Source organism: Nocardioides ferulae, assembly GCF_003660455.1.
Taxonomy (GTDB): Bacteria; Actinomycetota; Actinomycetes; order Propionibacteriales; family Nocardioidaceae; genus Nocardioides; species Nocardioides ferulae.
Genome location: NZ_QZVR01000004.1, coordinates 326,759 through 352,385, shown reverse-complemented (window position 1 = coordinate 352,385; position 25,627 = coordinate 326,759). Strand labels below are relative to the sequence as shown.

18 protein-coding genes are annotated in these 25,627 nt (G+C 73.2%); 4 read left to right on the top strand and 14 right to left on the bottom strand.

The window, feature by feature from the left end; translation table 11 throughout:
- Window positions 1-53: 53 nt before the first annotated feature.
- Together D6B71_RS07950 and D6B71_RS07945 are read right to left on the bottom strand one after the other, a co-directional pair.
- The gene (locus D6B71_RS07950) at window positions 54-728 is read right to left on the bottom strand and encodes a response regulator (protein WP_121253941.1); all 675 of its coding nucleotides are present in this window, start codon (window positions 726-728) and stop codon (window positions 54-56) included.
- A gap of 8 nt (window positions 729-736) precedes the next feature.
- Window positions 737-1,969 carry a sensor histidine kinase gene (locus D6B71_RS07945; protein WP_121253731.1) on the bottom strand — a complete coding sequence of 411 codons (1,233 nt, stop codon included), beginning with the start codon at window positions 1,967-1,969 and terminating at the stop codon, window positions 737-739.
- Window positions 1,970-2,071: 102 nt separating this feature from the next.
- Here D6B71_RS07945 and D6B71_RS07940 point away from each other — a divergent pair, with 102 nt between their 5' ends.
- Window positions 2,072-3,604 (top strand): PAS domain-containing sensor histidine kinase, encoded by a 1,533-nt coding sequence (locus D6B71_RS07940; RefSeq protein WP_164519575.1) that lies wholly within the window; start codon window positions 2,072-2,074, stop codon window positions 3,602-3,604.
- A gap of 71 nt (window positions 3,605-3,675) precedes the next feature.
- Here the strand turns inward: D6B71_RS07940 and D6B71_RS07935 are convergent, their stop codons facing one another.
- The 5 genes from D6B71_RS07935 to D6B71_RS07915 form a co-directional block, all read right to left on the bottom strand.
- Window positions 3,676-6,216, bottom strand: coding sequence for an ABC transporter permease (locus D6B71_RS07935; protein ID WP_121253727.1), 2,541 nt, complete (start codon window positions 6,214-6,216; stop codon window positions 3,676-3,678).
- Window position 6,217: 1 nt separating this feature from the next.
- Window positions 6,218-6,982, bottom strand: coding sequence for an ABC transporter ATP-binding protein (locus D6B71_RS07930; RefSeq protein ID WP_121253939.1), 765 nt, complete (start codon window positions 6,980-6,982; stop codon window positions 6,218-6,220).
- A 196-nt stretch (window positions 6,983-7,178) separates the two neighbouring features.
- On the bottom strand, window positions 7,179-9,044 hold the full coding sequence (locus tag D6B71_RS07925; RefSeq protein WP_121253725.1) for a hypothetical protein: 1,866 nt from the start codon (window positions 9,042-9,044) through the stop codon (window positions 7,179-7,181).
- Window positions 9,045-9,152: 108 nt separating this feature from the next.
- The gene (locus D6B71_RS07920) at window positions 9,153-10,211 is read right to left on the bottom strand and encodes a WD40 repeat domain-containing protein (RefSeq protein WP_121253723.1); all 1,059 of its coding nucleotides are present in this window, start codon (window positions 10,209-10,211) and stop codon (window positions 9,153-9,155) included.
- A gap of 43 nt (window positions 10,212-10,254) precedes the next feature.
- A complete protein-coding gene (locus tag D6B71_RS07915) occupies window positions 10,255-11,109 on the bottom strand; it encodes an esterase/lipase family protein (protein WP_121253721.1) in 855 nt (284 codons plus the stop codon).
- A 123-nt stretch (window positions 11,110-11,232) separates the two neighbouring features.
- On the opposite strand from D6B71_RS07915, the gene D6B71_RS07910 reads away from it, so the two are divergent.
- Window positions 11,233-12,924, top strand: a complete 1,692-nt coding sequence (locus D6B71_RS07910; RefSeq protein WP_121253719.1) for a glycoside hydrolase family 6 protein — start codon at window positions 11,233-11,235, stop codon at window positions 12,922-12,924.
- Here D6B71_RS07910 and D6B71_RS07905 read toward each other — a convergent pair.
- The 6 genes from D6B71_RS07905 to D6B71_RS07880 form a co-directional block, all read right to left on the bottom strand.
- On the bottom strand, window positions 12,821-13,270 hold the full coding sequence (locus D6B71_RS07905; protein WP_206051608.1) for a type II toxin-antitoxin system VapC family toxin: 450 nt from the start codon (window positions 13,268-13,270) through the stop codon (window positions 12,821-12,823). The two genes, D6B71_RS07910 and D6B71_RS07905, sit on opposite strands and share 104 nt — an antisense overlap.
- Window positions 13,263-13,481, bottom strand: a complete 219-nt coding sequence (locus D6B71_RS07900; protein WP_121253717.1) for a type II toxin-antitoxin system CcdA family antitoxin — start codon at window positions 13,479-13,481, stop codon at window positions 13,263-13,265. Before D6B71_RS07900 ends, D6B71_RS07905 begins: the two co-directional genes overlap by 8 nt.
- Window positions 13,482-13,532: 51 nt before the next feature.
- Window positions 13,533-14,732 (bottom strand): hypothetical protein, encoded by a 1,200-nt coding sequence (locus D6B71_RS07895; protein ID WP_121253715.1) that lies wholly within the window; start codon window positions 14,730-14,732, stop codon window positions 13,533-13,535.
- A gap of 127 nt (window positions 14,733-14,859) precedes the next feature.
- On the bottom strand, window positions 14,860-16,416 hold the full coding sequence (locus D6B71_RS07890) for a M1 family metallopeptidase (protein WP_121253713.1): 1,557 nt from the start codon (window positions 16,414-16,416) through the stop codon (window positions 14,860-14,862).
- Between the two features lie 255 nt (window positions 16,417-16,671).
- Entirely contained in the window at window positions 16,672-17,055 is a 384-nt protein-coding gene (locus D6B71_RS07885; RefSeq protein ID WP_121253711.1) for a hypothetical protein, read from the bottom strand.
- Window positions 17,056-17,132: 77 nt separating this feature from the next.
- The gene (locus D6B71_RS07880) at window positions 17,133-20,459 is read right to left on the bottom strand and encodes a DEAD/DEAH box helicase (protein ID WP_164519574.1); all 3,327 of its coding nucleotides are present in this window, start codon (window positions 20,457-20,459) and stop codon (window positions 17,133-17,135) included.
- 82 nt (window positions 20,460-20,541) lie between these two features.
- Here D6B71_RS07880 and D6B71_RS07875 point away from each other — a divergent pair, with 82 nt between their 5' ends.
- Together D6B71_RS07875 and D6B71_RS07870 are read left to right on the top strand one after the other, a co-directional pair.
- Entirely contained in the window at window positions 20,542-21,645 is a 1,104-nt protein-coding gene (locus D6B71_RS07875) for an NAD(P)/FAD-dependent oxidoreductase (RefSeq protein ID WP_121253706.1), read from the top strand.
- An 81-nt stretch (window positions 21,646-21,726) separates the two neighbouring features.
- Entirely contained in the window at window positions 21,727-24,822 is a 3,096-nt protein-coding gene (locus tag D6B71_RS07870; protein WP_121253704.1) for a DEAD/DEAH box helicase, read from the top strand.
- Window positions 24,823-24,891: 69 nt separating this feature from the next.
- On the opposite strand, the gene D6B71_RS07865 is transcribed toward D6B71_RS07870, so the two are convergent.
- A complete protein-coding gene (locus D6B71_RS07865) occupies window positions 24,892-25,314 on the bottom strand; it encodes a hypothetical protein (RefSeq protein WP_126688204.1) in 423 nt (140 codons plus the stop codon).
- Window positions 25,315-25,627 lie beyond the last annotated feature (313 nt).

The window sequence follows — 25,627 nt, the reverse complement described above, 5'->3', positions numbered from 1 at the left end:
GGCTAGGACGGCGCACGGACAACGCGGCGACGACACGACCGAGCCGGACGCGTTCATCCAGGAGTCACGAGCCCCGCCTCGTAGGCGAACACCACCGCCTGCACCCGGTCGCGCAGGCCGAGCTTGGTCAGCACGTTGCTCACGTGGGTCTTCACCGTCGTCTCGCTGACGACCAGGGCGGCCGCGATCTCGGCGTTGGACATGCCGCGGGCGACCAGCAGCAGCACCTCGTGCTCCCGATCGGTCAGCGTCTCGGCGGCGGCATTCCCGCCGGCGTCGGGGTGGCTGGCGGGCAGCAGCCGCGCGAAGCGGTCCAGCAGCCGGCGGGTCACCGCCGGAGCCACGACCGCCTCACCACCGGCGACCACCCGCACCGCGTCGACCAGTCGCTCGGCCGGGGTGTCCTTGAGCAGGAATCCGGAGGCGCCCGCCCGCAGCGCCTCCACGACGTACTCGTCGAGGTCGTAGGTGGTCAGCACCAGCACCCGAGGCGGCCCGTCGCCGCCGCGCGCAGCGACGATCCGGCGGGTCGCCTCGACGCCGTCGAGGCGCGGCATCCGGATGTCCATCAGCACCACGTCGGGGCTCAGCGCCTGGGCCTGGGCGAACGCGACCTCGCCGTCGGCGGCCTCCCCGACCACCTCGAGGTCGTCCTCGGAGGCGAGGATCAGCCGGAAGCCGGTGCGCAGCAGTGGCTGGTCGTCGACCAGCAGCACCCGAATCGTCATGTCGTCCTTCACTGCCCGGCACCGGGCGAGGGGTGGGTCACCGGTTCGAGCGGGAACCGGCCGGAGAGCCGGAAGCTGCCGTCGCGGCGGTGGCCCAGGCTCAGCTCGCCACCGTACGCCGCGGCGCGGGCCCGCAGCCGGAGCAGCAGCGGCAGCCCCTCCGCCTCGTGCTCGTGCTCGTGCTCCCAGCTGACGGTGTCCCGGTCCGGACCGCAGGTCACGCTCACGTCGAGCTCCCCGTCGAGGGCGTCGAGGGAGATCTCGATCGGCAGGCCGGAGGGGGCAGCGGCGGCTCGACCGCGGATCTGGCGCAGCGCCTCCTCGACGAGCCGGAAGACGGTGAGCTCCAGCCCGGGCGCGGCACCGGCGAGCCGACCGGTGCGGCGGTAGCCGACCTGCAGGCCCGCGGCCCGTTGGCTGGCGACGAGCTCGTCGAGGTCGTCGAGGGTCGGCTGGGGCCGCAGCGAGGCGGCCGGCTCGGCCCCGAGCAGCCCCCCGGCCCGGCGCATCTCCTCCAGGGCCGCGCGACCGGTGCTCTCGGCTCCCTGCAGCAGGACCTCGGCCGAGCCCGGGTCGCGGGCCAGCACCCGGCGGGCCGCCGCGATCTGCACGCTGACCTCGGTGAGGTGGTGCGCCACCAGGTCCTGCATCTCCCGCACGGTGCGCGCGCGCTCCTCGACCAGGAGCGTCCTGGTCTCGGCCTCCCGGACCTCCTGCATCGCGAGGTTGCGCAGCTCCACGGTCCGGGCGTGCTGACGGCGGGTGCGCACCGAGCGCCCCAGCGTCCAGACCGCCAGGCAGGCGACCAGGTTCGACGCCCACTCGCCCGGCGTCGGCTCGTAGGGGCCGAACACCAGCACGCTGCTCAACCCGCCGGCCGTGACCAGGGTGAGCCCCAGACTGGTCCGGAACGACCTGCCGACGGCGACCGAGTAGAGCGCGAACAGCGGCGCGAAGCCGCCGATCCCCTGGCTGTAGACCAGGTGGGCGACGCCGAACGTGCCGAAGGCGGTCACCAGCAGGCTCGTGACCGGCGCCCGGCTTCGGAGCGCAACACCGCCCGCACCGGCGACGGTCAGCACCACCCCCAGCAGGTCGGGCTCACGGAACTCCAGCTCCACCACCGGCGTCGCGTGCCACAGCGCGTGCAGCGAGAACCCGGTGAGCACGAGGGCCAACACCAGGTCCTGGACGAACGGCCGCCGCAGCACCGCGGGGACCAGGCGGCGCGGTGGGCTCATGTCTCGACGCTAGGCCGCCGCCGCCCCGAGATGCCTCGATCCGGCGGGCGATCTTCGCCGATCGCCTCATCCGCGAGGAGGAGTGGTGGGAGGCTGGAGGTCGTGACGACGCGCGGGCGAGCGACCCTGCGAGAGCTCGGCCTCGAGGCACTCATCGACCTGATCGAGACCACGGCGTACGGCGTCTGCGTCACCGGCGACGACCACACGTGGGTCTACCTCAACCCCGCCGGGGCGGCGCTGATGGGCCGGCCGTTCCGGGAGCTGGAGGGCCGCGACTACCTGTTGCACTTCCCCGAGCATGAGCGCGACGTGCTGCTGCGCCTCGAGGCCGACCAGCGCGCCGGTGACACCGAGTTCTACGTCAGCACGGTGGTGCGCCCCGACGGCAGCGAGCGCGAGATGACGTGGTCGGGCACCGTCGTGCGCGCCGCCGACGGCACCGAGCTGGCGCCGGCGATCTTCCACGAGACCACGAAGGTACGCCGCGCCCAGCGCGCCGCCGCCACTGCGGCGCGCTGGCACGAGTCGGGCGTCGACCGCTGCGAGGTGCTGCAGTCGCTGGTCCGCGAGGTCACCGGAGGGAGCCGGGCGATCGCCGCAGCACTGTTGGTCGAGGACCGCTCGGGTGTGCTGGAGGTCGCCGCCGCGTCCGGCACCGACCCCGGGCTGGCCGACCTGGTGGCGGCGAGCAAGGCGCTGGTCTCCGACCTGCCGGGCACCGACGACCTGGCCGGCGGCCGCAGCGTCTACCTCTCCGACGCCGCCGACCGGTGGCGGCGCGGCGAGCGCACCGCCGCGTGGGCGCCGGCGCTGTCGCGGGATCCGTGGGCGGGGATGGTGCTGATCGGCTTCCGCTCGGCGGGCGCCCTGGCGGGCTGCCTGCTGGTGGTGCTGCCGCCGGGCCTGATCGCCCCCTCGGAGGCGGAGGTCGCGTTCTGGTGCTCCTCGGCTGACCAGGCCGGAGTGGCCCTCGGCGCCGACCTGATCCGGCGCCAGGTGTCGCGGCGCTCGGTCGACGCCGAGCGCAGCCGGATCGCGCGGGACCTGCACGACTCCGTCAGCCAGGCGCTGTTCTCGCTGCACGCCCGTGCCCAGGTGATCCGGCGTGCCCTCGACGGAGACGACCCCGACCTGGCGCGCGAGGCGGCCCAGGATCTGGAGCTGCTCTCCCGCCAGGCCACCGCGGAGCTGCGCGAGCTGGTCGCCGAGCTGCGTCCGGGGCACGGCCGGGACTGCCCGGTCGACGCCACCCTGGCCGACCTGCTCACGGCGGTGGCCGCCGACGTGACCCGCCTCGACGGGCTGCCGGTCGACGTCTCCTTCTCACCGGCCCGACTGCCCGCGCTGCCGGCTCCGCTGGTCGAACACCTGCCCCGCCTGGTGCGCGAGGCGCTGCACAACGTCGTCAAGCACGCCGACGCGACCCGCGCCGAGCTGCGAGTCTCCGCCGACCGGCACGGGGTCGAGGTCGCCGTCAGCGACGACGGCCGCGGCTTCGACCTGGCAGTGAGCACCGGCGGCTTCGGCCAGCAGACGATGCGCGAGCGCGCGCGGCTGTGCGGCGGCGTGCTGGAGGTCCGGAGCAGTCCTGGCGCGGGCACCGTGGTGCTGCTCCGGACGCCGCTCCGCTGAGGAGCGACGCCCGGACGTGCCGCGGTCTCGGCAAGCTCGACCACCGGCCGGCAAGCTCGACCACCGGTCGGCTACTCCGTGGCGATCGCGTCGAGCACCTTCAACCGGCCGGCCCGGCGGGCCGGCAGCGCGGCGGCGATCACGCCGATCACCCCGCCGAGCACCAGGAACAGCACCAGTTGCAGCATCGGCACGGCGGTCTCGGTGAGGCCGTCGGCGCGCAGGAACCGGATCAGCGTGAAGCCCAGCACGATGCCCAGCCCGAGACCGAGCACGGCGCCGTAGAGCGAGATCACCACGGACTCCAGGCGGACCAGTCGGCGCACCTGCCGCCGGCTCATGCCCAGCGCTCGCAGCAGGCCCAGCTCGCGGGTCCGCTCGATCACCGACAGCACCAGCGTGTTGACGACGCCGAGCGCCGCGATCAGCACCGAGAGCACCAGCAGCGCGTTGATCAGCATCAGCATCTGGTCGACCTGGCCGCGCTGCTCGTCCTTGAACTGCTCGGCGTCCTTGAGGTCGACGATCGGGAAGGCGTCGACGGCGCTCGCGATCTCGGCCTTGACCGCCGCCGCGTCGATGCCGTCGGCCACGTCGACGTAGAGCGAGCGGTCGACGGCGACGCCGCCGGTGCTGTCGTAGGTCTCCAGCGACATCACGTAGGGGCCGATCGGGGCGTTGTCGTCGAGCAGTCCGCCGACCACCAGCGCCGCGCTCTCCCCGTTGGGCATCACGAACTCGAGCTCGTCCCCGATCACGAACCCGCGGTCCTCGGCGACCGACTCGTAGACCAGGACCCCGTTGCCGGCCATGCCCTGCACGTCTCCGGACGCCATCTCGACGTTGAGCGCCTGCTCGATCGTGGCCGGGTCGTAGGCGACGAAGAAGTCCTGCTCGCCCTCGACGAGCGCGACGCCGTACCGCTCCTGGGTCACCGACTCGACGCCCTCGATCTCGCGCAGGTCGTCGGCGAGGTCGGGACTGAACGGCTGGTCGATCGCGGTCGAGACCACGTAGTCGGCGGCCAGCGCGTCGTCGACCAGCTCGTCGACCGAGGCCCGGGCCGAGGCACCGATGATGCTGAAGCCGGTGATCAGCGCCAGCCCGACCATCAGCGCCGACGACGTCGCGGCGGTCCGGCGCGGGTTGCGCAGGGCGTTCTCGCGGGCCAGGTGGCCGGTCTTGCCGGCGAGCCGGGGCAGCAGCACCCCGACGAACCGGACGAACGGCACGGCGAGCACCGGGCTCAACGTGATCGCCGCGAGCAGCAGGCAGGCGGCGCCCAGGGCCAGCAGCAGCCCGGAGCCCTCCTCCGGCAGGGTCACGGCCAGCAGCGCGGCGACCCCGACGACGCTCAGCGCCACGCCGATCAGCGTGCGGGTCCGCAGCGGCTTCGAGTGGGTGACCAGGTCGGCGCGCATCGCCGCCACCGGGGAGACCCGGGCGGCCCGCCGCGCCGGCAGGTACGCCGCCAGCACGGTGACCACGACGCCGACGATGTAGGACCACACCACCGCGTCGACGGTCAGCCGCAGCGACCCGTCGAGGGTGAGCCCGATCTGGCCGAAGAGCGCCTTGAGTGCGTAGGCGAGCCCGAACCCGACGGCCAGGCCGCTGGTGGCGCCGGCCAGGCCGAGCAGCAGTGCCTCGACGAGGACCTCGGTGGTGATCTGGCGGCGACTGGCACCCAGCGCCCGCATCAGGGCCAGCTCGCGGGTGCGCTGCGCGATCAGCATCGAGAAGGTGTTGAGGATCAAGAAGCTGCCCACGAACAACGCCACGCCGGCGAAGACCAGCAGGAACGTGTTGATGAACGAGAGCTCCTCCTCCAGCGCGGCCGCGCCGTCCTCGACCTGCTCGGCGCGGGTCTTGACGTCGTAGCCGCTGCCCACGACGTCGCTGATCCGGTCGGCGACGACGTCGTCGGAGACGTCGTCCTCGGAGATGACGCTGATGCCGCTCAGCTGCCCGGGCTCGAGCATCACCTCCTGGGCGGTGGGCAGGTCGAACGCGGTGATCGCCGCACCGGCGGTGCCGCCGTCGTCGCCGAACTTGAACACGCCGACGACCTCGGCGACGAGCCGCGGCCCGGGGGTGAGCACCGCGGCCCGGTCTCCGACGCCGTAGCCGGTCTTCTCGGCGGTGTTGGTGTCGATGGCGATCTCGGCGCGACCGACCGGGGGCTCGCCCTCGACCATCGTGGCGATGCCGAGCTGCTCGTCGGTCTCGGCCCAGCTGGTGCCGATGCCTGGCGCACCGCCGGTGCCGACCGGCTCGCCGTCGCGGTCCAGCAGGTAGACGCCCTCGGCCTGCACGAACCCGGCCGCGAGCGCGACGCCGTCGACCTCGGCGACCTCGGCGACCATCGACTCGGGCACCGAGGACTCCGACGAGGTGACGCCGGTGCCGGCCAGGCCGGTCTCGAAGGCCGCCTTCGGGGTGATGTTGACGTCGGCCGAGGTGTCCTCGAAGAGGCTGGTGAAGGTGCGGTTGAGGGTGTCGGTGAAGGTCAGGGTGCCGGCGATGAACGCGACGCCCAGGACCACGGCCGCGCCGCTGAGCAGCAGTCGCAGCTTGTGGGCGAGCAGGTTGCGGAGCGCGTTGCGCAGCACCTCACGCCTCCTTGGCAGAGGCGGGGTCGAACGCCTTCATCCGCTCCAGCACCCGGTCGGCGGTGGGGTCGGCCATCTCGTCGACGATCCGCCCGTCGGCCAGGAACAGCACCCGGTCGGCGTACGACGCGGCCACCGGGTCGTGGGTGACCATCACGACGGTCTGGCCCATCGTGCGCACCGACATCCGCAGGAACGCCAGCACGTCGCTGCCGCTGTGGGAGTCGAGGTTGCCGGTCGGCTCGTCGGCGAAGATGATCTCGGGCCGGCTGGCCAGGGCGCGGGCGCAGGCCACGCGCTGCTGCTGGCCGCCGGAGAGCTCGGCGGGCCGGTGAGAGAGGCGCGAGCGCAGGCCGACGGTGTCGATCACCGTGTCGAGCCAGGCGGTGTCGGGCTTGCGGCCGGCGATGTCCATCGGGAGCGTGATGTTCTCCAGCGCGGAGAGCGTCGGCACCAGGTTGAACGACTGGAACACGAAGCCGACCATGTCGCGGCGCATCCGGGTCAGGCCCTTGTCGCCGAGGGTGGTCAGCTCGGTCTCGCCGATCCAGGTCTGGCCGGCGGTGGCCTCGTCGAGACCGGCCATCACGTGCATGAGGGTCGACTTGCCCGACCCCGAGGGTCCCATGATCGCGGTGAACCGCCCCTTGGCGAACGCCACGGTCACCGCGTCGAGCGCGACCACCTCGGTCTCGCCCTCGCCGTAGACCTTGCGCAGCCCCTCGCAGCGGGCGGCCACCTGGCCGGTGGTCCGGGGCTCCGACATGTCCTGCTCGACCGTGGTCACGGTCCCTCCCTCGTCGTCCGTACACGCCGCGCGGTCGCGACACCTCGAACGCTAGGGACGCGGGGCATTCGGCGCCTCGGTCCGGAGTCGCGACCTGGCCAGCGGCCTCCGGTCCCGCAGGATGATCAGACCTCCTCCTCACGGCGGAGCGGGCCCCCGAGCTCCCCCGGTGGGGTCACTCAGGGGCGGGACGGTGCCAGCGGGTGGCGCTGGTCGCGCCGGTGCGCACGAGCTCGCCGTCGTCGACCAGGCGCTTGAGCAGGGTGCGGGCCCGGGCGGCGCTGAGGCCGGTGGCGGCGCGGACCTCGGCGCCGGAGACGGGGCCACGGTCGGCCAGCGCGAGCACGACGTCACGCGGGTCGGCGGGTGTAGCCGGGGGGACCGGAGCCTCGGAGGTGGCGGGCACCTCGGGCCGGGCAGTGGGCTCGGTGACGACGACGGTCCGCGGCGCCAGGCCGCGCAGTCGTTGGTCCTCGACGTGTTTCCCGGCCGGGTCGTGGAGCACCACCACGTCGACACCGCAGGCCTGCGCACGATCTGCCACGAGGTCGTCGAGGCCAAGCACCCGCGGGGGCGCGGGCGGCAGCTGCTCCGACGCCTCGCGGGCCCACTCCCACGCCTGCGGCCACTGAGCGATCCGCGGGGCCCAGGTCTCCTCGGCCGAGTCGGCGTCGAGCTGGGCGACCAGCCCCGGGGCGGCGGCGGCCAGCCGGTCACGCAGCTGACTGCGCAGCGTTGCGAGCCGATGCGTGCGGCGGCCCACCTCCAGCTTGCCCAGCCACTCGGCGTACGCCGTGGCGTCGCCGGCGCGCAGGCACAGCGCCAGCTCGGCCAGCTCCGGGGCGGGCTCCATGCCCTCGCCCTGGCCGGCCGGCTCCCCGGACTCCGCGAGAGTGCGGGCGGCCGCCTCCATCTCGCGCCGGGCGAGCTCACCGTCGCGGACCGCGGTCAGCGCGTCGCCCGCCCACCGGACCCGGTCGACGTCGTCGAGCGAGCGCAGCTCGAACGCCGCGGCCGCCCCGGACGAGGAGGCGAGCAGCTCATCGAGCCGCCGGGCCGCCTCGACCAGGTGGTCGACGGCGCGCAGCGCCTCGCGGATGCCGAGCAGCTCGGCCACCACGGTCTCGCGGGGGCCGTCGGCCGGCACCGGCACCCCGAGGGGAGCGAGCTCGGCCTCCAGGGCGGCGGTCTGGGCCCACGCCTCGAGGTGCGTGCGGACGGCGGCGACGCCGGCGACGTCGGTGACCGGCTCGCCGTCGACGAGCACCCCGTCGAGGTACGGCGCGGCGGCGCGCTGCACCCGGCTGCGGAACCGCCGCTTCAGCTGCTCGCCGTCGGCCAGCCGGTCGGCGAGCGCGCTGATCGCGCGCAGGGCGGCGTCGCCGGTGGTCGCGTTCTCGATCCGGGTGCCGCGCAGGTCGGCGTACGCGGCGATCACCCGGTCGATGCTGCCGGCCTGCCCGGCCAGCTCGGCCCAGGTCGAGGCACCGGGGTCGGCCAGCGCCCGGTCGGCGGCCCGGACCACCCACGGCCGCCCCCGGCCGAGAACGTCGCCGAGCCGGGCGTTCAGGTCGCGGATCGCCTGCAGCAGGTCGTCGGCGTCGGGGCGGTCGAGGAGGTCGCGCAGGCTGGGGTCGAGCTGGCGAGCGGCGAGCATGGCCCGGGCCGACCGGTCGGCGAGGTCGCGCACCTCGTCGGCCGTCGGCACCTCGTCCTCGTCGGGGAACCGCTGGCGCGACCGCCGCTCCCGCTCGAGGGTGTGCCGCGACTCGAGCACGACCAGGCGACGCAGGTCGTCGGAGGTGAGCGGGCAGTCGCCGCGGACCGGCAGCGGCAGCCAGGCGTGGGGTCCGCTCGGCGGATCGGCCGCCGGTGGCGCGGGAAGCTCGGCGGCGACCCGGCCGAGCGCGTCGGCGTCGGGGCCGGTGACGAGCACGGCGAGGTCGTCGGCGAGTAGCGCGCCCACGGTCTCGAGCACGGCGCGGACCGGGTCGGAGGCAGCCTCGACCACGGTGACGGCGTCCTGCCCGTCCTGGTCCACGGTCCTCCACTCTGGTCAGGGCCGGGCTCCCGCCCGGCCGCCGGTCCTCCTGTCGGCAGGGTAGGCCCTCGGCTGAAGGCGTACGCCGCTCGAGCCTGAGGCGCTGGGCTACGAGGTCGGCTCCTCGGGCAGTTCGAAGCGCTGCGCCAACTGGCCCGAGCTCGACCGCCAGGCCAGCACGCCGTCCGTGCCGCCGACGCTGTAGACGGTGCCGCCGTCGGGTGCCCACAACACCGACCGGGGTGCCTCGTCGTGCCCGGCGAGTCGGCTGGGGCGCCCACCGGCGACCGGCCACAGCAGCACCTGCGCGTCGTCGGTCTGGGCGATCGCCAGCGTCGACCCGTCGGGCGAGAACGCGACCCGGTAGGCGGCCAGCGCCCGAGGGAAGGAGCGGTGGAGCTCCCAGGTCGCGGTGCGCCAGACCTGCAGCGTGTCGTCGGGCCCCGGGTCGCTCGGGGCGGTGACCAGCAGCGTGCCGTCGGGGCTGAAGGCGACGGTCTCCTGCGGTCCGGCGTCCAGAGTCGCGGTCCGGCTCGCGTCGGCGACGTCCCACACCTCGAGCGGGGCATCGGGCCCGGCGACCGCGAGGCTCGCGCCGTCGGAGCTGAACGCCACCTGGTCGGGGGTGCGACTGGCAACATCGAGGACCGCGACCTCGGCCCCGTCGTCGACGGCCCACAGTCGCACGACGCCGTCCGGGCCGGCGCTGGCCAGCAGGTCGCCGTCGGGGCTGAACGCCAGCGCGGCCAGGCCCCCGCCGACCTGATCGACGTCGGGAGCCTCCAGGGCATGGCCGGTGAGCTCGCGCACCACCGAGCCGTCCTGGGCCGAGAGCAGTGCGATGGGGGCGGCACCGTCGGCGGACAGCGGCAGGTCGGTGGCGACCAGGTCGCCATCGGGGCTCCAGGCCACCAGGGAGCCGCCGTCCCAGCGCGAACGCAGCGCTCCGTCGGTGGTGCTCCAGACGCACAGGTCGTCGAGGCATCCGGCCACCAGCGACTCACCGTCGGGGCTGATCGCAGCGGCGTCCGCGCGGACGACCTGCCCCAGCACCCGGGTCACCGACCCGAGGCCCTGCTCGCCGTCGGGCCGTCCGCGGGGCTCGTCTTCGGAGCAGCCTGCGACGAGCAGGACGGTCAGAGCGGCGAGGGCGAACGAGCGGGTCACTCGACCTGGGACGTCGCACCGTCAGCGGGAGTTCCCGCGGCCATCAGCACACGGGCCGGAACTCGGGCCGGGCCGGGCCGTCGTGGGTGAGCGCCTCCAAGGTCCACGCGATCGCGGTGCGGCTCATCGGGATCAGCAGGTGCTCGGCGAGGTCGGCCGGGCAGGAGTCCTGGATCGTGACGTTGGTGGTGCGCGGACCCTCGGCGAGGTAGCCCGACGTGTGCGGCACCACGACCTCGTCGTAGCGGGTGGTGATCTGGGTGTAGTCGACCCGGCCGGGGGTCTCGTCGCCGGCGTTGAGGGTCGCCAGGAACGCCGAGCCCGTGCCCTGCTGCTGGCAGCTGCGGCACACCGCGCCCAGGCCCGACCCGAGGATCGGGTCGCCCGGCGCGAAGACCAGGTCGGTGCCGTGGTTCGACGGGGCCAGCCCGACCAGGTCCTCGACGAACCGGGCACCGTCGAGGAACTTGATGTAGTAGCGCGGCATCATGCCGCCCTGCGAGTGGCCGACCAGCGACACCCGACGGGCGCCGGTGGCCTCCAGGACGCGGTCGACGAACCGCTTCAGCTGAGCGGCCGAGCCCTCCACCTTGCCGGTGCCCCGGTTGCCGTAGTCGAAGGAGAAGACGCAGAAGCCCTCGGCCACCATCGCCGCGGAGATCGGGTCGAGCAGGCTGCGCCGGTCGCCGAAGGTGCCGTGGACGAGCACCACGGGGCTGGGTCGCTCCGCGCTCGGCCGGCAGCTCCAGTCGTTCGCGCCGGCCGGCTGCCCGACGTTGGTCGGCAGCGGCAGCGGGAAGCCCTCCGCCGCGGCCGGCGCCGGTGCTGCGACGAGCGGGGCCAGGATCGCGGCTAGCGCCGAGACGAGGGCGGAGGCCACGGTGGTGAGAGCGCGCATGCCCTCCTCAACGACCTCGTGTGGAGTCGGTCACGGACGGCGCCGCCCGCCGATAGGCTCCGATCCGCTCAGGTGCCGCCGGCCGGCGCCGACGGGTACCGCGTCGATCCCCGGGAGAGAGCCGTGACCCTGCACCCCCTCGTCGCCACGCTGGCGACGCTCGTGGTCGCCACCGTCTCGCTCACGGTGCCGGCCTGGGGCGGCGACCCCGAGCCCACCGGGAGCCGGCCGGCCGCCGTCGCGAGCCCGATCGCCGGCCCGGACGCCGGGACCGCGTCCGGCAGCGTGCAGATCGACACCGCCTATCTCACCGGCTACACCCGCTTCGACAACCTGCCCCGCGGCAGCCGCGCGATCTCGCACCCCGCCGTACATCGCCGGGCCGGCGGCACCGGCACCTACCGCGACCCGATCACGCTCGCCGTGGGCCACACCATCACCGGCTCCGGAGACGACCTGCGGCAGGTGCTCGACCACCGACGCGGCATCCGCTTCTACCTTCCGCAGCTGCGGCGCTACTTCGTCGTCGAGGACACCTGCGGCGACGGCCTGCGGCCCCAGCGCGGACCCTGCCACGACCTCTCCACCGCCCCCGACGGCGCCACCACCTGGCTGCGACTGTGGGTCGGCAGCGGCCCGCGCGCCCGGCCTGCCGCCGTCCGGGCGTGCGCCGCGACGATCACCCACGGCGACGGCCTGGCTCTGCGCACCGCCGTCAAGCGGCCGCCGCGTGGGCTGCCGGTCGTGCCCGGGCCGCTCTTCGACCGCGGCCGGTGCACCGACCTCCACCCGCCGCTGGAGCCCACCGATCCCGAGCCCACCGCACCGGAGCCGACCACGCCCACCGACAGCACGACCCCCGCTCCCACTCCGAGCCCGACGCCGAGCAGCAGCCCGACCCCCACCCCGACCTCCGGCCCGACCTCACCGCTCGCGGGCTGGCGGTTCTACGTCGACCCCGACACCCCCGCAGCCCGTCAGGCGGACGACTGGGCACTGAACGGCCGGCCCGACGACGCGGCCCTGATCGAGAAGATCGCCCGGCAGCCGCGGTCGGTGTGGGTGGTCGACCCGTCCAGCCTCGGCCCGCTGGACCGCGCCCTCGACGCGGCAGCAACCCGCGGCCAAGCGGTCACCACGGTGCTCTACTACCTGCCGCACCGGGACTGTGGTGCATGGTCGTCGGGCGGTGCCGCCGACGCGGCCGGCTACCGGCGGCTGGTCGACGACCTGGCCCGCACCATCGGTGATCGCCAGGCCGTCGTGGTCGTCGAGCCGGACGCCGTCGCGCTCGCCGTCGGCGGCTGCGCCGGCCTCCCCGACGCCGGCGCGCGCTATGCGCTGCTGCGCGAGGCGGTCCGCACCCTGGCGACACTCCCCCAGACCCGCGTCTACCTCGACGCCGGCCACCCCGCCTGGCACGACCCGAGCCGGCTGGTCGGACCGCTGGAGGACTCCGGCATCGCCGACGCCGACGGGTTCAGCCTCAACGTCTCGAACTTCCACACCACCGACGCGACCACGGCCTTCGGGGAGCGTCTCTCCTACCGGCTGGGCGGCACGCACTTCGTCATCGACACCTCACGCAACGGCCGCGGGCCGCTCGCCTCCGACCCGACCGGGCCCACGTGGTGCAACCCCGCCGGGCGCGCCCTCGGCGACCCACCCACCACGCAGACCGGCCGCCCGCTGGTCGACGCGTGGCTGTGGGTCAAGCCCCCGGGCGAGTCGGACGGCTCGTGCCGCCCCGGTGAGCCGTCCGCCGGCAGCTGGTGGTCGGCGTACGCCCTCGAGCTGGCCCGCAACGCCGCGTGACCAGCGTCGACCCCAGCCGGGCGGCGAGCTCGACGTAGAGCGCATCGGTCAGCCGGAGCTGGCCGCGGCAGGACCAGGCTCCCGCCAGGAGGTCCGGTAGCGGGTGGCGGGTGATCGGGGCCGCGGTGAGGTCGGCGAGCGTCGTCTCCACCGCAGCCGCGTCCAACGAGCCGGCGCGGTGCAGACGCCCCAGCGCCGAGAGGCACTCCGCGTCGATGATCGCCGGCGCATGCAGCGCCTCGCCGGTGAGGCGTTGCCGGACCGCGGAAGAGAGCTCGGTGCCGGCGAGTAGGTCGACCAGCGCCGCGGCGTCGACGACCACTCCCCTGGGGTCGCCCTCAGCCACCGAGCTCGTCTCGCGCCTCGTCGAGGGCTGCGGTCACCTGGTCGTGGCGAACACGGGGCGCCTGCCCGTCGAATCGGGCCAGCCACGACTCGGTCGCGGCCAACGCCAGGGCACCGGCCAGCGCCCGCTGCGTCAGCGCCGACACGTTGAGCCCCGCAGCCCGCGCCGCGTCGGCCAATTCGTCGGGGACGTAGACGTTGAGGCGGGCCATACACACAAAGGTACACACACTCCCTGGGGAGGGCTGCGCACCACGCCTCCGTCACGCGGCCTCGCCCTCACGCTCCGCGCGCCGGGCGAGCCGGAGGAGCCGCCCGCGCGCGGGGTCGGGCACCAGCTCGGCCCATCGCCGCCACGTGACCGCGCGGCCGGGCATGGCCAGGCGCTCCGCCTCGCCCCAGGCGTGCGGGTTGACGACCGCGGCCGCGACGTACGCCGCGTCGAGCTCACCCAGGCTGCCCTCGCCGGCCGCCCGCAGGATGCGCAGAGACGCCCGGCCGACCTCGTCGCGACCCTGGGCGAGCTGGTGCATCGTCTGAGCCAGCGCCGGTCGTGGAGTGCCTCGCTCGACCAGCCCCAGGCAGGGCACGTCGGTGACCAGCTCACGGTCCTCCGAGAAGAGGATGGACCGGTCCAGCCGCCCCTCGTTGAACGCGTCGTCGAGCGCGGCGACCCAGGCAGCGGGCGCGCCGTCGTCCGCGCACCGTCTCGCGGTCTGCTCGTTGACCGGCAACGGGCGGGTGTCGAACATCAGGGTCGGCTCCGTGCCACTGGGCACCAACCGCCCGATCAGCCAGCCGTCGAGACCGGCATGCACGTGCGCACCCAGGTCGAGCAACGACACCATCCGGTCGTCGGCGAGGTCGCGCACCACCAGCCCCGCCGGTCCCGACGACTCGAGCCGGTAGCCGCCCATCCGCGCGCCGACCCACTCCTGCGCGAGGCCGCACTCGTGCTCGAGGCGCGCGGTCGCGAACGAGTCGAGGAACTCGGCGAGGCCGCCGAACTCGTAGGTGCACAGCTGGTGGAACGCCCAGTCCTCGCCGGCGGCCCGCGCGATCACGCGCACCGGGTCGCCACCGGCGTCGTAGGCGGCGGTGAGGTCGTCCTGGTGGAACAACTCGACCGCGCAGCCCAGCGCTGCGCGGACGATCTCGGCGGCCTCGGTGCCGGGGTCCTCCGTCCGGGTGCACTGGTAGGCGGCCCAGCGCGCCCACACCCACGGCGTCATCTCGTCGGCAAGGCCGGCCAGCTGGCGCAGCACCACCGAATGGGCACTGCGGTGGAACATCGGGACACCGCGGTGGTAGGCCAGCGCGGTCTCCGCGTCGCCGGCGCGCTCGGCGGCGTTGGCGCTCTCGACGAACGCCAGGTAGTCGGGCGTCATCTCGTCGGCGACGCGCCGGCCGCGCCGGAAGCCGGGGGCCGGGCTCTCGGAGGGGGGTGGCGTCTGCGCTGTCATGCCCTCCAGGCAACGACATCCGGACGGTCCGCCACAACGGCTCCGACACCACCTGTGGACAACTCGGCCCGTCACCCCGTCTGTGGACGAGGTGACGGGCCGAGGCTCGCTCCAGCTGGGTGCCCGACTACGGAGTCGGCCACTCCGGCTTGTCGGTGTCGAGGATCCAGTCCTGCCAGAAGACGTCCAGGTCCTGCCCGGAGACCTTCTCGGCGAGGCGCTTGAACGCGGCCCGACCCTGGCTCTCACCGCTGTAGAGCCGCTGCCACCGCTTCACGATGCCGAAGAACGCCTCGTCCCCGACGGTCAGGCGCAGCGCCTCGTAGAACATCGCGCCCCGGTCGTAGGTCTGGAAGTCGTAGATCATCGCCGGGTCGGTCTGCGCGCCGGGAGCGATCGACCAGGCCGGGTCTTCGGCGGGGACCTCGTCGTAGGCGGCCCGGAAGTACTCCGTCACCGCGTCCGCGTCAGGGGTCTCCGCCGCCAGCACGAGGTTGTGCCAGATCGGACCCCAGCTCGCCATGCCCTCGTTGATGAAGATGTCGGTCCACACCTTCGGGGAGACCGCGTCGCCGTACCACTGGTGCACGATCTCGTGGAGCAGCGTGTTGCCGGTGACCGAGCGGACCCGCGGGAAGAACGAGCGGTCCTGGGTCTCGAGCGCATAGCTGATGCCGTCGGGCACGATGTCGACGACGACGCCGACGCTGTTGCCCGGGTAGCGGCCGTAGATCGTCTCGAACCGGTCGATGATCGCCCCGAGCTCGGCCCGGCGGGCGTCGATGGCGGCCTTGTCCTCCTCGGAGTAGGCCACGTCGACGAACGACCACTCCGGCAGCACCCGCCCGTCGGCCAGGACGACGTCGGACTCGAGCACGTCGTAGCGGCCGATGGAGATGATCGCCAGCTCGCTGGCCATCTGCTCGCGCTGCTTCCACACCCAGGTGGTGCGGTCGCCACGGTTCCGCTGCGCGATCAGCTCGCCGTTGCCGGCCACGGCGCTGGGGCCGGTGCCGTCGGCGGTGGTCAGCTCCGACGGCACGTCGACACGGAAGGTGTAGGTGGCCTTGTCGCGCGGGGTGTTGTTGTGCGGGTAGGCCGTCATCGCACCGATCGGCTGCCCGAGGAACGTGGCGCCGTCGGCGGTCGCGTTCCAGCCCTCCAGCGAGCCGTCGGCGTCGACGTGGGCGGTGGGCACGCCGTGGTACTTCACGACGGTGGTGAACGCGCCCTTGACCGGCTTGCGGGGGGTGACGATCAGCTTGTACTTGATCTCCTCGGGCGACTGCACCCGGCGATAGTCCGCCGGCTTGCCGTTGACCCGCACGGAGTCGACCTCGAGGCCCTCGAAGTCGAGCGAGAACCGCTTCAGCGCGGTCCGCTTGGTGGCGACCGCCTTCATCCGGGTGGTGGCCGAGGCGAAGCTGCCGGCCATGACCCCGTCGACGACACCGTCGGCGTCCCAGCTGATCGCGACGTCGTAGTGCCGAGCGTCGTAGCCGCCGTTGCCGACGTTCGGGAACATCGCGTCCCCGGTCGTCTGCGGGCCGACCACCAGGGGGGTGAGGGCATCCGCGTCGGCGGGGACGGCGAGAGCGGTGATGGCGCCCGAGGCGAGGGCGAGCGTGAGCATGTGCGCGCTCAGGCGTCGTCCTCGTCCGCGGCGGTGGACCATCGTGTCCATGTGGTACCTCGTTCTGCGAGTGGGTGGAGCAGCTCCCGGCGAGCCGACCGTGGACGTGTGCGGTCCGGCCGGTCGACTGTGGTCGCGGCGCCGAGCCGCACCGCGTCATCGTCGTGCCCTCGGCCAAGGTCTGCCAAGGCGGCGGGACGTTGGGCCCGGCCAGGCGTGACGGCAGGCTCTCGCCGACGGTTCATCGTGTGGCCCGCCGCGAGAGCGGGCGGGCACCGCGGGCGGAGGGGCCGGTGCGCGCGCCGGTCAGTCGATGAGCCCTCGCAGGCCGGCCATCAGATCGCCCGCCCGGGTGAGCACGGCATCGGCCCGGCTGCTGTCGATCGAGATCTCGCCCGCATCGTGGGGACGTTCGGTCCTCACGGGCCCACCGTCGGGCGCGACGCCCACCGAGAGCTTGCCGTTCTGGAGCAGGTAGCACTCAATGGTGCGCGGGCGCCCGTCCTCGACCACGCTCCACCGGGCCAACAGCCAGCCCCCGCGGCTCTTGCGGAAGAACCCGCCCTGGGTGCGGATCAGTGTCGCTCCCGGCCAGCCACGGGCTTCGAGGGAGGCGAGTGCCTGCGCGGCCAGTGCCTGGACCTGCCTGCGGGGCTCGTCGAGCCCCGGGGTCGCGTCCTCATCCGCCATGATGCGCAGTCTGGCAGGGTGCGTGGTCCGGCCGGACCCAACCACCCGTGCAGGCGGGGCGGCGAGCGGGTGGTCGGCTACGCGAACAGCGCCCGCACATCGTCGGCGCCGACCACCGAGCCGAGCTCTCCATCGCCGTCGAGGACCTTCGCGAACAGCTCCGCCTTTCGCTCCTTCAGCGCGACGACCTTCTCCTCGATCGTGCCGCGCGAGACCAGCCGATAGACCAGCACCGGCTTGGTCTGCCCGATCCGGTGGGCCCGGTCGACGGCCTGTGCTTCGACGGCCGGGTTCCACCACGGGTCGAGGACGAAGACGTAGTCGGCCTCGGTCAGGGTGAGGCCGACCCCGCCCGCCTTGAGGCTGATCAGGAATACCGGAACCCCGCCGGAGCGGAACGCGTCGATCGCCTCGACGCGTTTGCGGGTGCGTCCGTCGAGATAGCTGTAGCCCACGCCCTCCTCGTCGAGCCGGTCGCGCACCCGCCGCAGGAAGCCGGTGAACTGGCTGAACACCAGCGCTCGGTGGCCCTCGGAGACCAGCTCCACCAGGTGCTCCACCAGCACGTCGGCCTTCGCCGACCCGACCCGGTCGTGGGCGGGGTCCACCAGCGCCGGGTCGAGGCTCAGCTGCCGAAGCCGGGTGAGCGCGCTGAAGATCGCCACCCGGTTGCGGTCGAAGTCGTCGATGAGACCGAGGATCTTCTGCCGCTCCCGCGCCAGGTGGGTGTCGTAGATCTTGCGGTGCCTCGCCCCCAGCTCCACCTCGAGGAGCTGCTCCTGCTTCGGAGGCAGGTCGGCGGCCACCAGCTCCTTGGTGCGGCGCAGCACGAACGGCCGCACCCGCTGACGGAACCGTTGGAGCGCGGCCGAATCGCCCTCCCGCTCGACCGGGCGGACGACGTTGCGCTGGAAGTCCTGGACCGATGGGTACAGCCCGGGAGCGACGACCGCGAGCAGCGCCCACAGCTCCAGCAGCCGGTTCTCGAACGGGGTGCCGGTGACGGCCAGCCGGAACGGCGCCTCGATGCGCCGCACGGCCTGGTGGGTCTTCGCCAGGTGGTTCTTCACGTGCTGGGCCTCGTCGAGCACCAGGCCGCCCCAGGCGAGCGCGGCGTAGTCGTCCGCCTCGAGCCGCACCAGCGTGTACGTCGTGACGACGACGTCCGCCTCGCCGTGCAGCGCCTCGAGGGTCTCCGTCCGCCGCGCGGCGGAGGCGCCGACCGTCCGCACCGTCAGCCCCGGGGTGTGCTGGGCCGCCTCGGCCGCCCAGTTCGCGACCACGCTGGTGGGGGCGACGACAAGGAAGGGGCCCGCCCCGTCGGCGCGGGCCCGGGCGATCAGCGCCAGCGCCTGCAGGGTCTTGCCGAGCCCCATGTCGTCGGCGAGCACGCCGCCCAGCCCGTGCTCGCGCAGGAACGCCAGCCACCGGAACCCGTCGCGCTGGTAGTGGCGCAGCTCGCTGGCCAGACCATGGGGCTCCGGGTCGGGCAGGTCGGTGAGGTCGCGCAGCGCCCGGGCGCGGCGTACCCAGTCGCGGGCGTGCTCGGGGAGGACGTCGACGTCGGCAAGGTCACCGACCGACGCCCAGAGGCCGAGGTCGTGCCGACCGAGCCTGATCCGCTCGCCGTCGTCGTCCTCCCGCAACTGGGACGCGGCGGAGACGAGGTCGCGCAGCTCGTGCAGCTCCGGGGCATCGGTGGAGACGTGCAGTCCGCTGGGCAGCAGGATCCGTTCGTGTCCGCGCGTGAGCGCTGAGAGCACCGTGGCCAGCGGCACCTGCTCGCCGTCGACGGAGACCGAGATTGCCAGGTCCAGCCAGTCCCGCCCACGGTCGCTGCCGTCGGTGTCGGCGGTGTCGTCGGCGGAGAACGACACCTGCGGCCGGCCGACCGCGGGCCGGAAGTCGGGGCGGTCGGTCTGCTCGACCTCGATGCCGGCCTCCTCGAGCCGCGCGAGCTCGATGGTGAGGTCCAGCAGCTCACCGGCCGGGACCGTCCGCGACGCGGGCGAGGCGTCGAGCACGCCCGCGACGATGATCCGGTCGAGCTCGGCGCGCTCGGCCGCCCGATCGCGAAGGCCGCCGGCGCTGTCGCCCGATCCGACTCGGCAGGCGAAGGTGGTCTCGCCGAGCTGGTAGCGCCACTCCCAGGTGAGCTCCGCCGACGGCGTCCGGTCCCAGGCCACGACCAGCGCGAGTCGCGGGGCGACCGGCTCCGGGACGACGACCGAGCCGTCGCTCGAACCGACCGTCACGTGGCGGGAGAGGCGAACCAGTTGGTTGCCGACGAACCCGGCCGTCTCCGCCTCGGACACGTGGAGTTCCCCGTGCTGCAGCAGGCGAACCAGCGGCGGGTCCAGGGGTTGGCGCAGCGGCGCGAGCACGAGGCGACCGGCGCCTTGGTCCCACAGACCGACGCCGCTCGGTTCGTCGCCGGCGAGCAGCAGGTCTCCGCTCTGCCACCAGCGCTCGGCGTACCGGACCCCGATGCGCAGCTGGCAGCCGCTGTCGTCGCGGACCACGTCGACGGCTGGCTGGACACCGTCGTCGGCCAACACCACGGCGTCGAGGTTGTCGCCCGCCACGAAGGGCATGCCCAGCCCGTCCGCCCGCCGAAGCAGCGGCCACAGCTCGGAGCCGAAGTCGTCGAGCGTGGGCAGGTCCGGTGGCTGCCAGTAGTAGGAGGAGGTGGTGCCGGACGACAGCGCTGCGCGCAGCTTCACCAGGCAGGAGATGTGGTGCCGGTCGTGGCCGTGGTGAACCGCGTAGGGGGTGATGTCCCGCCAACCGACGCCCGAGCGCACCCACTGGCCGCGCTTGCCGCGTCGCACCGGGCGCAGCCGGACGACCGGCTGGGCGGCGTGGCCGGGCGGGGAGTACGGCGGGTCGTGCAGGCCGAAGAGCAGGCCGAGCGCCGCCTCGCCGGGGTCGTGGGAGCGGGAGCCCTCGAGGGCGTGGAGGGCCTCCTCCAGGACGGCCACCGGGGTCGGTGACTGCTGCCGACCCGGACCGAGCGGGCGGGGTGGCAGGTGGGAGGAGCGGCTCAGCCGGATCAGGACGGCGGCCGCATGCTTGCACTGCCAGCCGACCGGGCAGGTGCACGTGGTGTCGAGGGCCACGAGCTCGTAGCCGCGCGGGCCGGGCACGAGCTCGAGGCCCAGATCGACCTCATAGGGCAGCGGAGCCGTGCCCGCCACGTCGGCGGTGACCTGGAGGGCGACACCGGAGCCGGGGGCGATGGGCCCGCCCGCCTCGTCCTCGTCCTGCTCCACGTCGATCTCGAGCAGACTGACCGCCCCGTCGGCGTAGGGCGCGGCGCGACCGAGCGTCGCTCCGTCGAACCAGGCGCGCAGCGACGCGCGGGTGAGCGCTGCCGCGAGGTCGGAAGCGAGGACGACGGCCACCGGCCCAGTCTGGCGGGCCGGGAGTCCGGACTGCCCACGGGGGCCGGGGGTTCCCCACCGACCGCGTGGGTACGGGTGCCGCATGGATCAGCACCAGGACGCAGAGGTGGCCGTCGTCGGCGCCGGGATCGTCGGTCTCAGCACGGCGTACGCCCTGCTCGAGCGCGGCGTCCCGGTGCGCGTCTACGAGCAGGGTGCCCCGGGCCACGCGCAGTCCGGCGGCGCGTCACGGATCTTCCGGCACGCCCACGACGACCCGCGGCTGGTCCGGGACACCGTCGACAGCCGAGCGGTGTACGACGCGTGGAGCGAGCAGCTGGGCGTGCAGCTGATCTCGGACGACGGCGCCGTGGCGATCGGGTCGGCCGTCGACGCCAAGCTGCCGCTTCTCGCGGAGGCCGGGGTGAAGGCTCGCAGGATCGACGGGCGCGAGCTCGCCGAGCGGCTGCCGCTGCTCGCGGCGTACGAAGGCCCGGCGATGCTCGACGAGCGCGGCGGCTCGATCCGGACCACCGCGATGGTCGCGGCACTGACCGCGGCCCTGGGCCCGCGGCTGGTGACCGACGAGGTGATCTCCGTGCGTCCGGTCGGCGGGGAGGTGGAGGTGCGCAGCGGAGGGAGCGCGCACCGCTATCGCAGCGTCGTGGTGTGTGCGGGCCGCGACACCGACCGATTCGCCCGCTCCGTCGGTCTGTCGCTGCCGGTCGACCACGGGGCCCACGTGCGACTGACCTTCGCCCTGCGCGGAGAGGCCCCCGCTTCGCTCGCCACGTTGCAGGACTCCTCCGGCGAGTTCGGCGAGGTTGGCATCTACGCCGCCGCGACACCGGGCAACACCGCGTACGCCGTCGGGCTGAGCGACGCGACCGGCGGCCGCGCGGACGGCAGCCTGCTCGCCGCGGGCGACCTGGCCGACCACGTGGCGCGGGTGGCGGACTACGTGCGCCGCGCGCTGCCCGGGCTCGACCCCGACCCGATCGACGTCCGGCACTGCTGGGTGACCCGGCTGCCGTGGAGCGAGGACGGACTGGCCGTCTGGGAGCGAGACGGGTTGCTCTTCCCCGTCGGCCACAACCTGTTCAAGCAGGCCCCTGGCCTCGGCCGCAAGCTGGCCGCCGCGGCCTGCGGCGAGCCGTTGCCGGACGCGCTGCGGCCGGAGGCTCGGCTGGGGGCGCCCGGCGTCTGAGCGCAGCCGACGAACGGGAAAGGTAAAGAGATCCCGCCGAAACCGCTGCGCCGACCCCACCCGGTGCCGGAAGCTGGGCCCGTGTCTGACCGGCCGCTCCCCGACGGGCTCTACGAGGCCCTCGTCACCGAGGGGCTGCGGTTGCGCCTGGACGCGGAGGCAGACCGGCTGGTCGACACGGCGGCGGTCGACGACGCGGAGCTTCCGCACGTGCTGGCTCGGCACGTCTACGAGGTCACCCAGCGTGCTCTGTCACAGGCAACGACTGCGGAACAGCGCGTCCAGCTGGCCAACGCGATGTTGGAGGTGGCGCGCACCGATCGCGAGGACGTGAGCACACCCACGCTCCAGCTGCTGCGCATTGCCAACCCGGCCGCGCCCGGAGCACCGGCAAAGGAGAATGCGCGGCCGAGCACACCCCTCGCTGAGGCCGCGTTGCTGACCAATGCGACAGGTGAGCCGGCGCTGGGCACCGAACTGCGCGCCGAGATCGACACCGCCGACGAGGTGGACCTGTTGTGCGCGTTCGTGAAGTGGCACGGGCTCCGCCTCCTCGAGACCGAGCTGCAACGGCTGCGGCGGCGCGGCGCACCACTGCGAGTCATCACCACGACCTACCTGGGGGCGACCGAGCGCGCCGCTCTCGACCGGCTGGTCCGCGAGTTCGACGCCGAGGTGCGGATTCAGTACGACGCGGCGAGGACGCGCCTGCACGCGAAAGCATGGATGTTCCGACGCGAGACCCGCTTCGACACCGCCTACGTCGGGTCGTCGAACCTCTCCCGCGCCGCGCTGCTGGACGGGGTCGAGTGGAACGTGCGGTTGTCGCGCATCGCCACACCATCGCTCCTGGAGAAGTTCACCGCGACGTTCGAGACCTACTGGAACGATCCCAGCTTCGAGAGCTACGACCCGCAAGCCGACCGGGACCGCCTCGACGACGCGCTCGCCGAGGCCTCCGGACGGCGACAACACGACCGCGTCACGATCAGCCTCGCGGGCCTGGAGGTTCGGCCCTTCCCCTACCAACAGCGAATGCTCGATGCGCTGGAGGTGGAGCGCGACGTGCACGGTCGTCACCGGAACCTCGTCGTGTCCGCGACCGGGACCGGCAAGACCGTCGTCGCGGCCCTGGACTATCGCCGGCTGTGCGGCCCGGGAAGCGCCGGTCGACCGAGACTGCTGTTCGTCGCCCACCGCAAAGAGATCCTCGAGCAGTCCCTGCGCACCTATCGCGAGGTGCTGTCCGACGCCACCTTCGGTGAGCTCTACGTGGCGGGCGCCCGCCCTGAGCGGTGGGACCACGTGTTCGCGAGCGTGCAGTCGCTGACGTCGTACGGCGTGGGGAACATCCCCGCCGATGCCTACGACGTCGTCGTCATCGACGAGTTCCACCACGCTCAGGCACGCACCTATCGCGCCCTGCTCGACCACCTCGTTCCGACGGAACTGCTCGGGCTCACCGCGACACCTGAGCGCGCCGACGGCGTCGACGTGCGCAGCTTCTTCGCCAACCGCACTGCGGCCGAGTTGCGGCTGTGGGATGCGCTCGGGGAGGACCTGCTGTGCCCGTTCCACTACTTCGCTGTCGCGGACGGCACCGACCTTCGCCGAATCGGCTGGAGAGCGGGCCGCTACGACGAGAACGAGCTGGCGAACGTCTACACGGGGAACAGGGCACGCGCGGCGATCGTGCTGCGGCAGCTCCGCGACAAGGTGCTGGACCCGCTGAGCATGCGCGCGCTCGGCTTCTGCGTGAGCGTCGCGCACGCGGAGTTCATGGCCACGGTCTTCAACGACGCCGGCATTCCCGCCCGGGCCGTCAGTGGCACGACGTCGTCGATCGACCGTGAGCGTGCGCTGGCGGATCTGCGCGATCACCGTGTGAACATCCTGTTCGCCGCCGACCTGTTCAACGAGGGCCTGGACCTGCCCGAGGTCGACACCGTGCTCTTCCTCAGGCCAACGGAGAGCGCCACCCTCTTTCTTCAGCAGCTCGGCAGGGGTCTGCGGCGTACCCGCGACAAAGCAGTTCTCACGGTGCTCGACTTCGTGGGACACCACCGGCGCGAGTTCCGCTTCGACAAGCTGTTGAGAGCGATCACGGGCACGACCCGTCGCGGGCTGGAGCGCGATATCGAGCGTGGATTCCCGTTCCTGCCTCCCGGCTGCCAGATCGTGATGGATCGCCAGGCCCAGGAGTTGGTGCTGGAGAACCTTCGCAGTCAGGTTGCCAATCGCTGGCGGGATCTCGTTGCCGAGTTGAGGTCCTGCGGGGACGTCGATCTCGGCACCTTCGTGCAGGAGTCCGGGATCGAGCTCTCCGACGTCTTGCGTCGCGGCACGAGATCCTGGACGCAGCTTCGTCGCGATGCCGGCCTGCCGACGCGTAGCGGGTCGGCACACGAGGCGACGCTGCTACGCCGGATGAGGGCGTTCGCCCACGTTGCCGACCAGGTGCGCGCAACCGGCTACCGGGCGCTGCTGGACTCCGCTCAGAGGTACGACACCCTGTCACCCAACGACCGACGCCTGGCCCGGATGCTCTTCTTCTCCGCTTGGCCGAACGGCGGCGGCTTCGCCTCGTACGACGAGGGGCTCGACGCCCTGCGCGCCGAGGGCGCCGTCAGCGACGAGTTGCGCAACGTCGTCGACTTCGCGTTCGAGGAGTCACGTCGCGGCGCCATCGAGTTGGACGGGGAGCTCGCCGAGACTCCCCTGCGGGTGTACTCCGAATATCAACGCGAGGAGATCCTGGCCGCGATCGACTACGCGTCACTCGCTCGGCGGCCCACGAGCGTGATGCAGGGCGTCGTGTTCTCGGAGGCACTCAACGTCGACGTCCTCTTCGTCACCCTGAAGAAGTCGGAGACCGACTTCTCCCCCACCACCATGTATCGGGACTATCCGCTCAGCCCGACGCTCTTCCATTGGGAGTCGCAGAGCACGACCAGCGTGGCCTCACCCACCGGCCGGCGCTACCTCGACGGGAGCAGCACCGTGCTGCTGTTCTGCCGCTTGGAGCAGAAGGGCGAGTTCGACACCGCGCCCTACACCCTGCTGGGACCGGCGTCCCACGTCTCGCACCGCGGTGAGCGGCCGATCGCGATCACCTGGCGGCTGGCACACCCGATGCCGATCGACTTCTTCCACGCGGCGTCGGTAGCGGCCGGTTAGGGCACACCGCCAACGGGCAGACCACGTGCCGGGAACGTCCGTGGTAGCACCGCCGCCAGAGCTGAGCTGCTATCCGCGAGCGCGTCGCCGCTCCCGACGCTCAACCCCGCGCAGCAAACCTCGCGCGAACACCCGCTGCCGCCACTGCCACAACAGTCCCAACCCTGCCGAGGCCAGCGGCAGCACTCCGGCCAGCCAGAACCACACCACGAGCGGACTCTCGTCGTTCGTCGCGCCGGCTCGCTCCGCGCTGACCCACAACGGCCATGAGTCACCGGGGTGGTGGCGCACGGGACCGGAACGCTTGAAGGTCGAGAAGTGTTGCCTGCCCGCGTCATCGCGCCACGAGACGCGGTAGTAGGCGACAGGACGATCGTCGCTGTCGGACCGCGTGCCTTCCTCGGCGCTCACGACCGTCGTCGTGCGAAGGTCGGTGCCGCCGAACATGTGGTGCCTGATCTCGGGCAGGAACCCCACCAGCATGCCCGTCACCAGCCACCCCGCGGCCAGACCCCAGAGCAGCTCGCGTCCGAGGAGCCGACGTAGCCGCTGCAGAACCCACCCAGCGATCCCCATCCGGTCAGCCCCTCCCTCGTCCGCGCATGATGCCATCGGCCCGGCTCCCCGAGGGGAACCGGGCCGGTGGCGTCCACTCGTCGATCAACGCACGTCTTCTGGGTGCGTCACCTCGTCAGCTGTCGAATCTCATCCGAATGTCACTCCGAATCTCACGAGATGGTGAGTGTCCTCACGGACGACGGCCCCCGGCTGAGGGGCCGGTGGGTCAGTCCCCAAGGTAGGCGAA

Coding starts and splice junctions, on each gene's coding strand:
- D6B71_RS07885 (WP_121253711.1), bottom strand. CDS start 17,055: ATGGCGGATGAGGACGCGACCCCGGGGCTCGACGAGCCCCGCAGGCAG.
- D6B71_RS07895 (WP_121253715.1), bottom strand. CDS start 14,732: ATGACAGCGCAGACGCCACCCCCCTCCGAGAGCCCGGCCCCCGGCTTC.
- D6B71_RS07875 (WP_121253706.1), top strand. CDS start 20,542: ATGGATCAGCACCAGGACGCAGAGGTGGCCGTCGTCGGCGCCGGGATC.
- D6B71_RS07930 (WP_121253939.1), bottom strand. CDS start 6,982: ATGTCGGAGCCCCGGACCACCGGCCAGGTGGCCGCCCGCTGCGAGGGG.
- D6B71_RS07915 (WP_121253721.1), bottom strand. CDS start 11,109: ATGCGCGCTCTCACCACCGTGGCCTCCGCCCTCGTCTCGGCGCTAGCC.
- D6B71_RS07890 (WP_121253713.1), bottom strand. CDS start 16,416: ATGGACACGATGGTCCACCGCCGCGGACGAGGACGACGCCTGAGCGCG.
- D6B71_RS07900 (WP_121253717.1), bottom strand. CDS start 13,481: ATGGCCCGCCTCAACGTCTACGTCCCCGACGAATTGGCCGACGCGGCG.
- D6B71_RS07950 (WP_121253941.1), bottom strand. CDS start 728: ATGACGATTCGGGTGCTGCTGGTCGACGACCAGCCACTGCTGCGCACC.
- D6B71_RS07945 (WP_121253731.1), bottom strand. CDS start 1,969: ATGAGCCCACCGCGCCGCCTGGTCCCCGCGGTGCTGCGGCGGCCGTTC.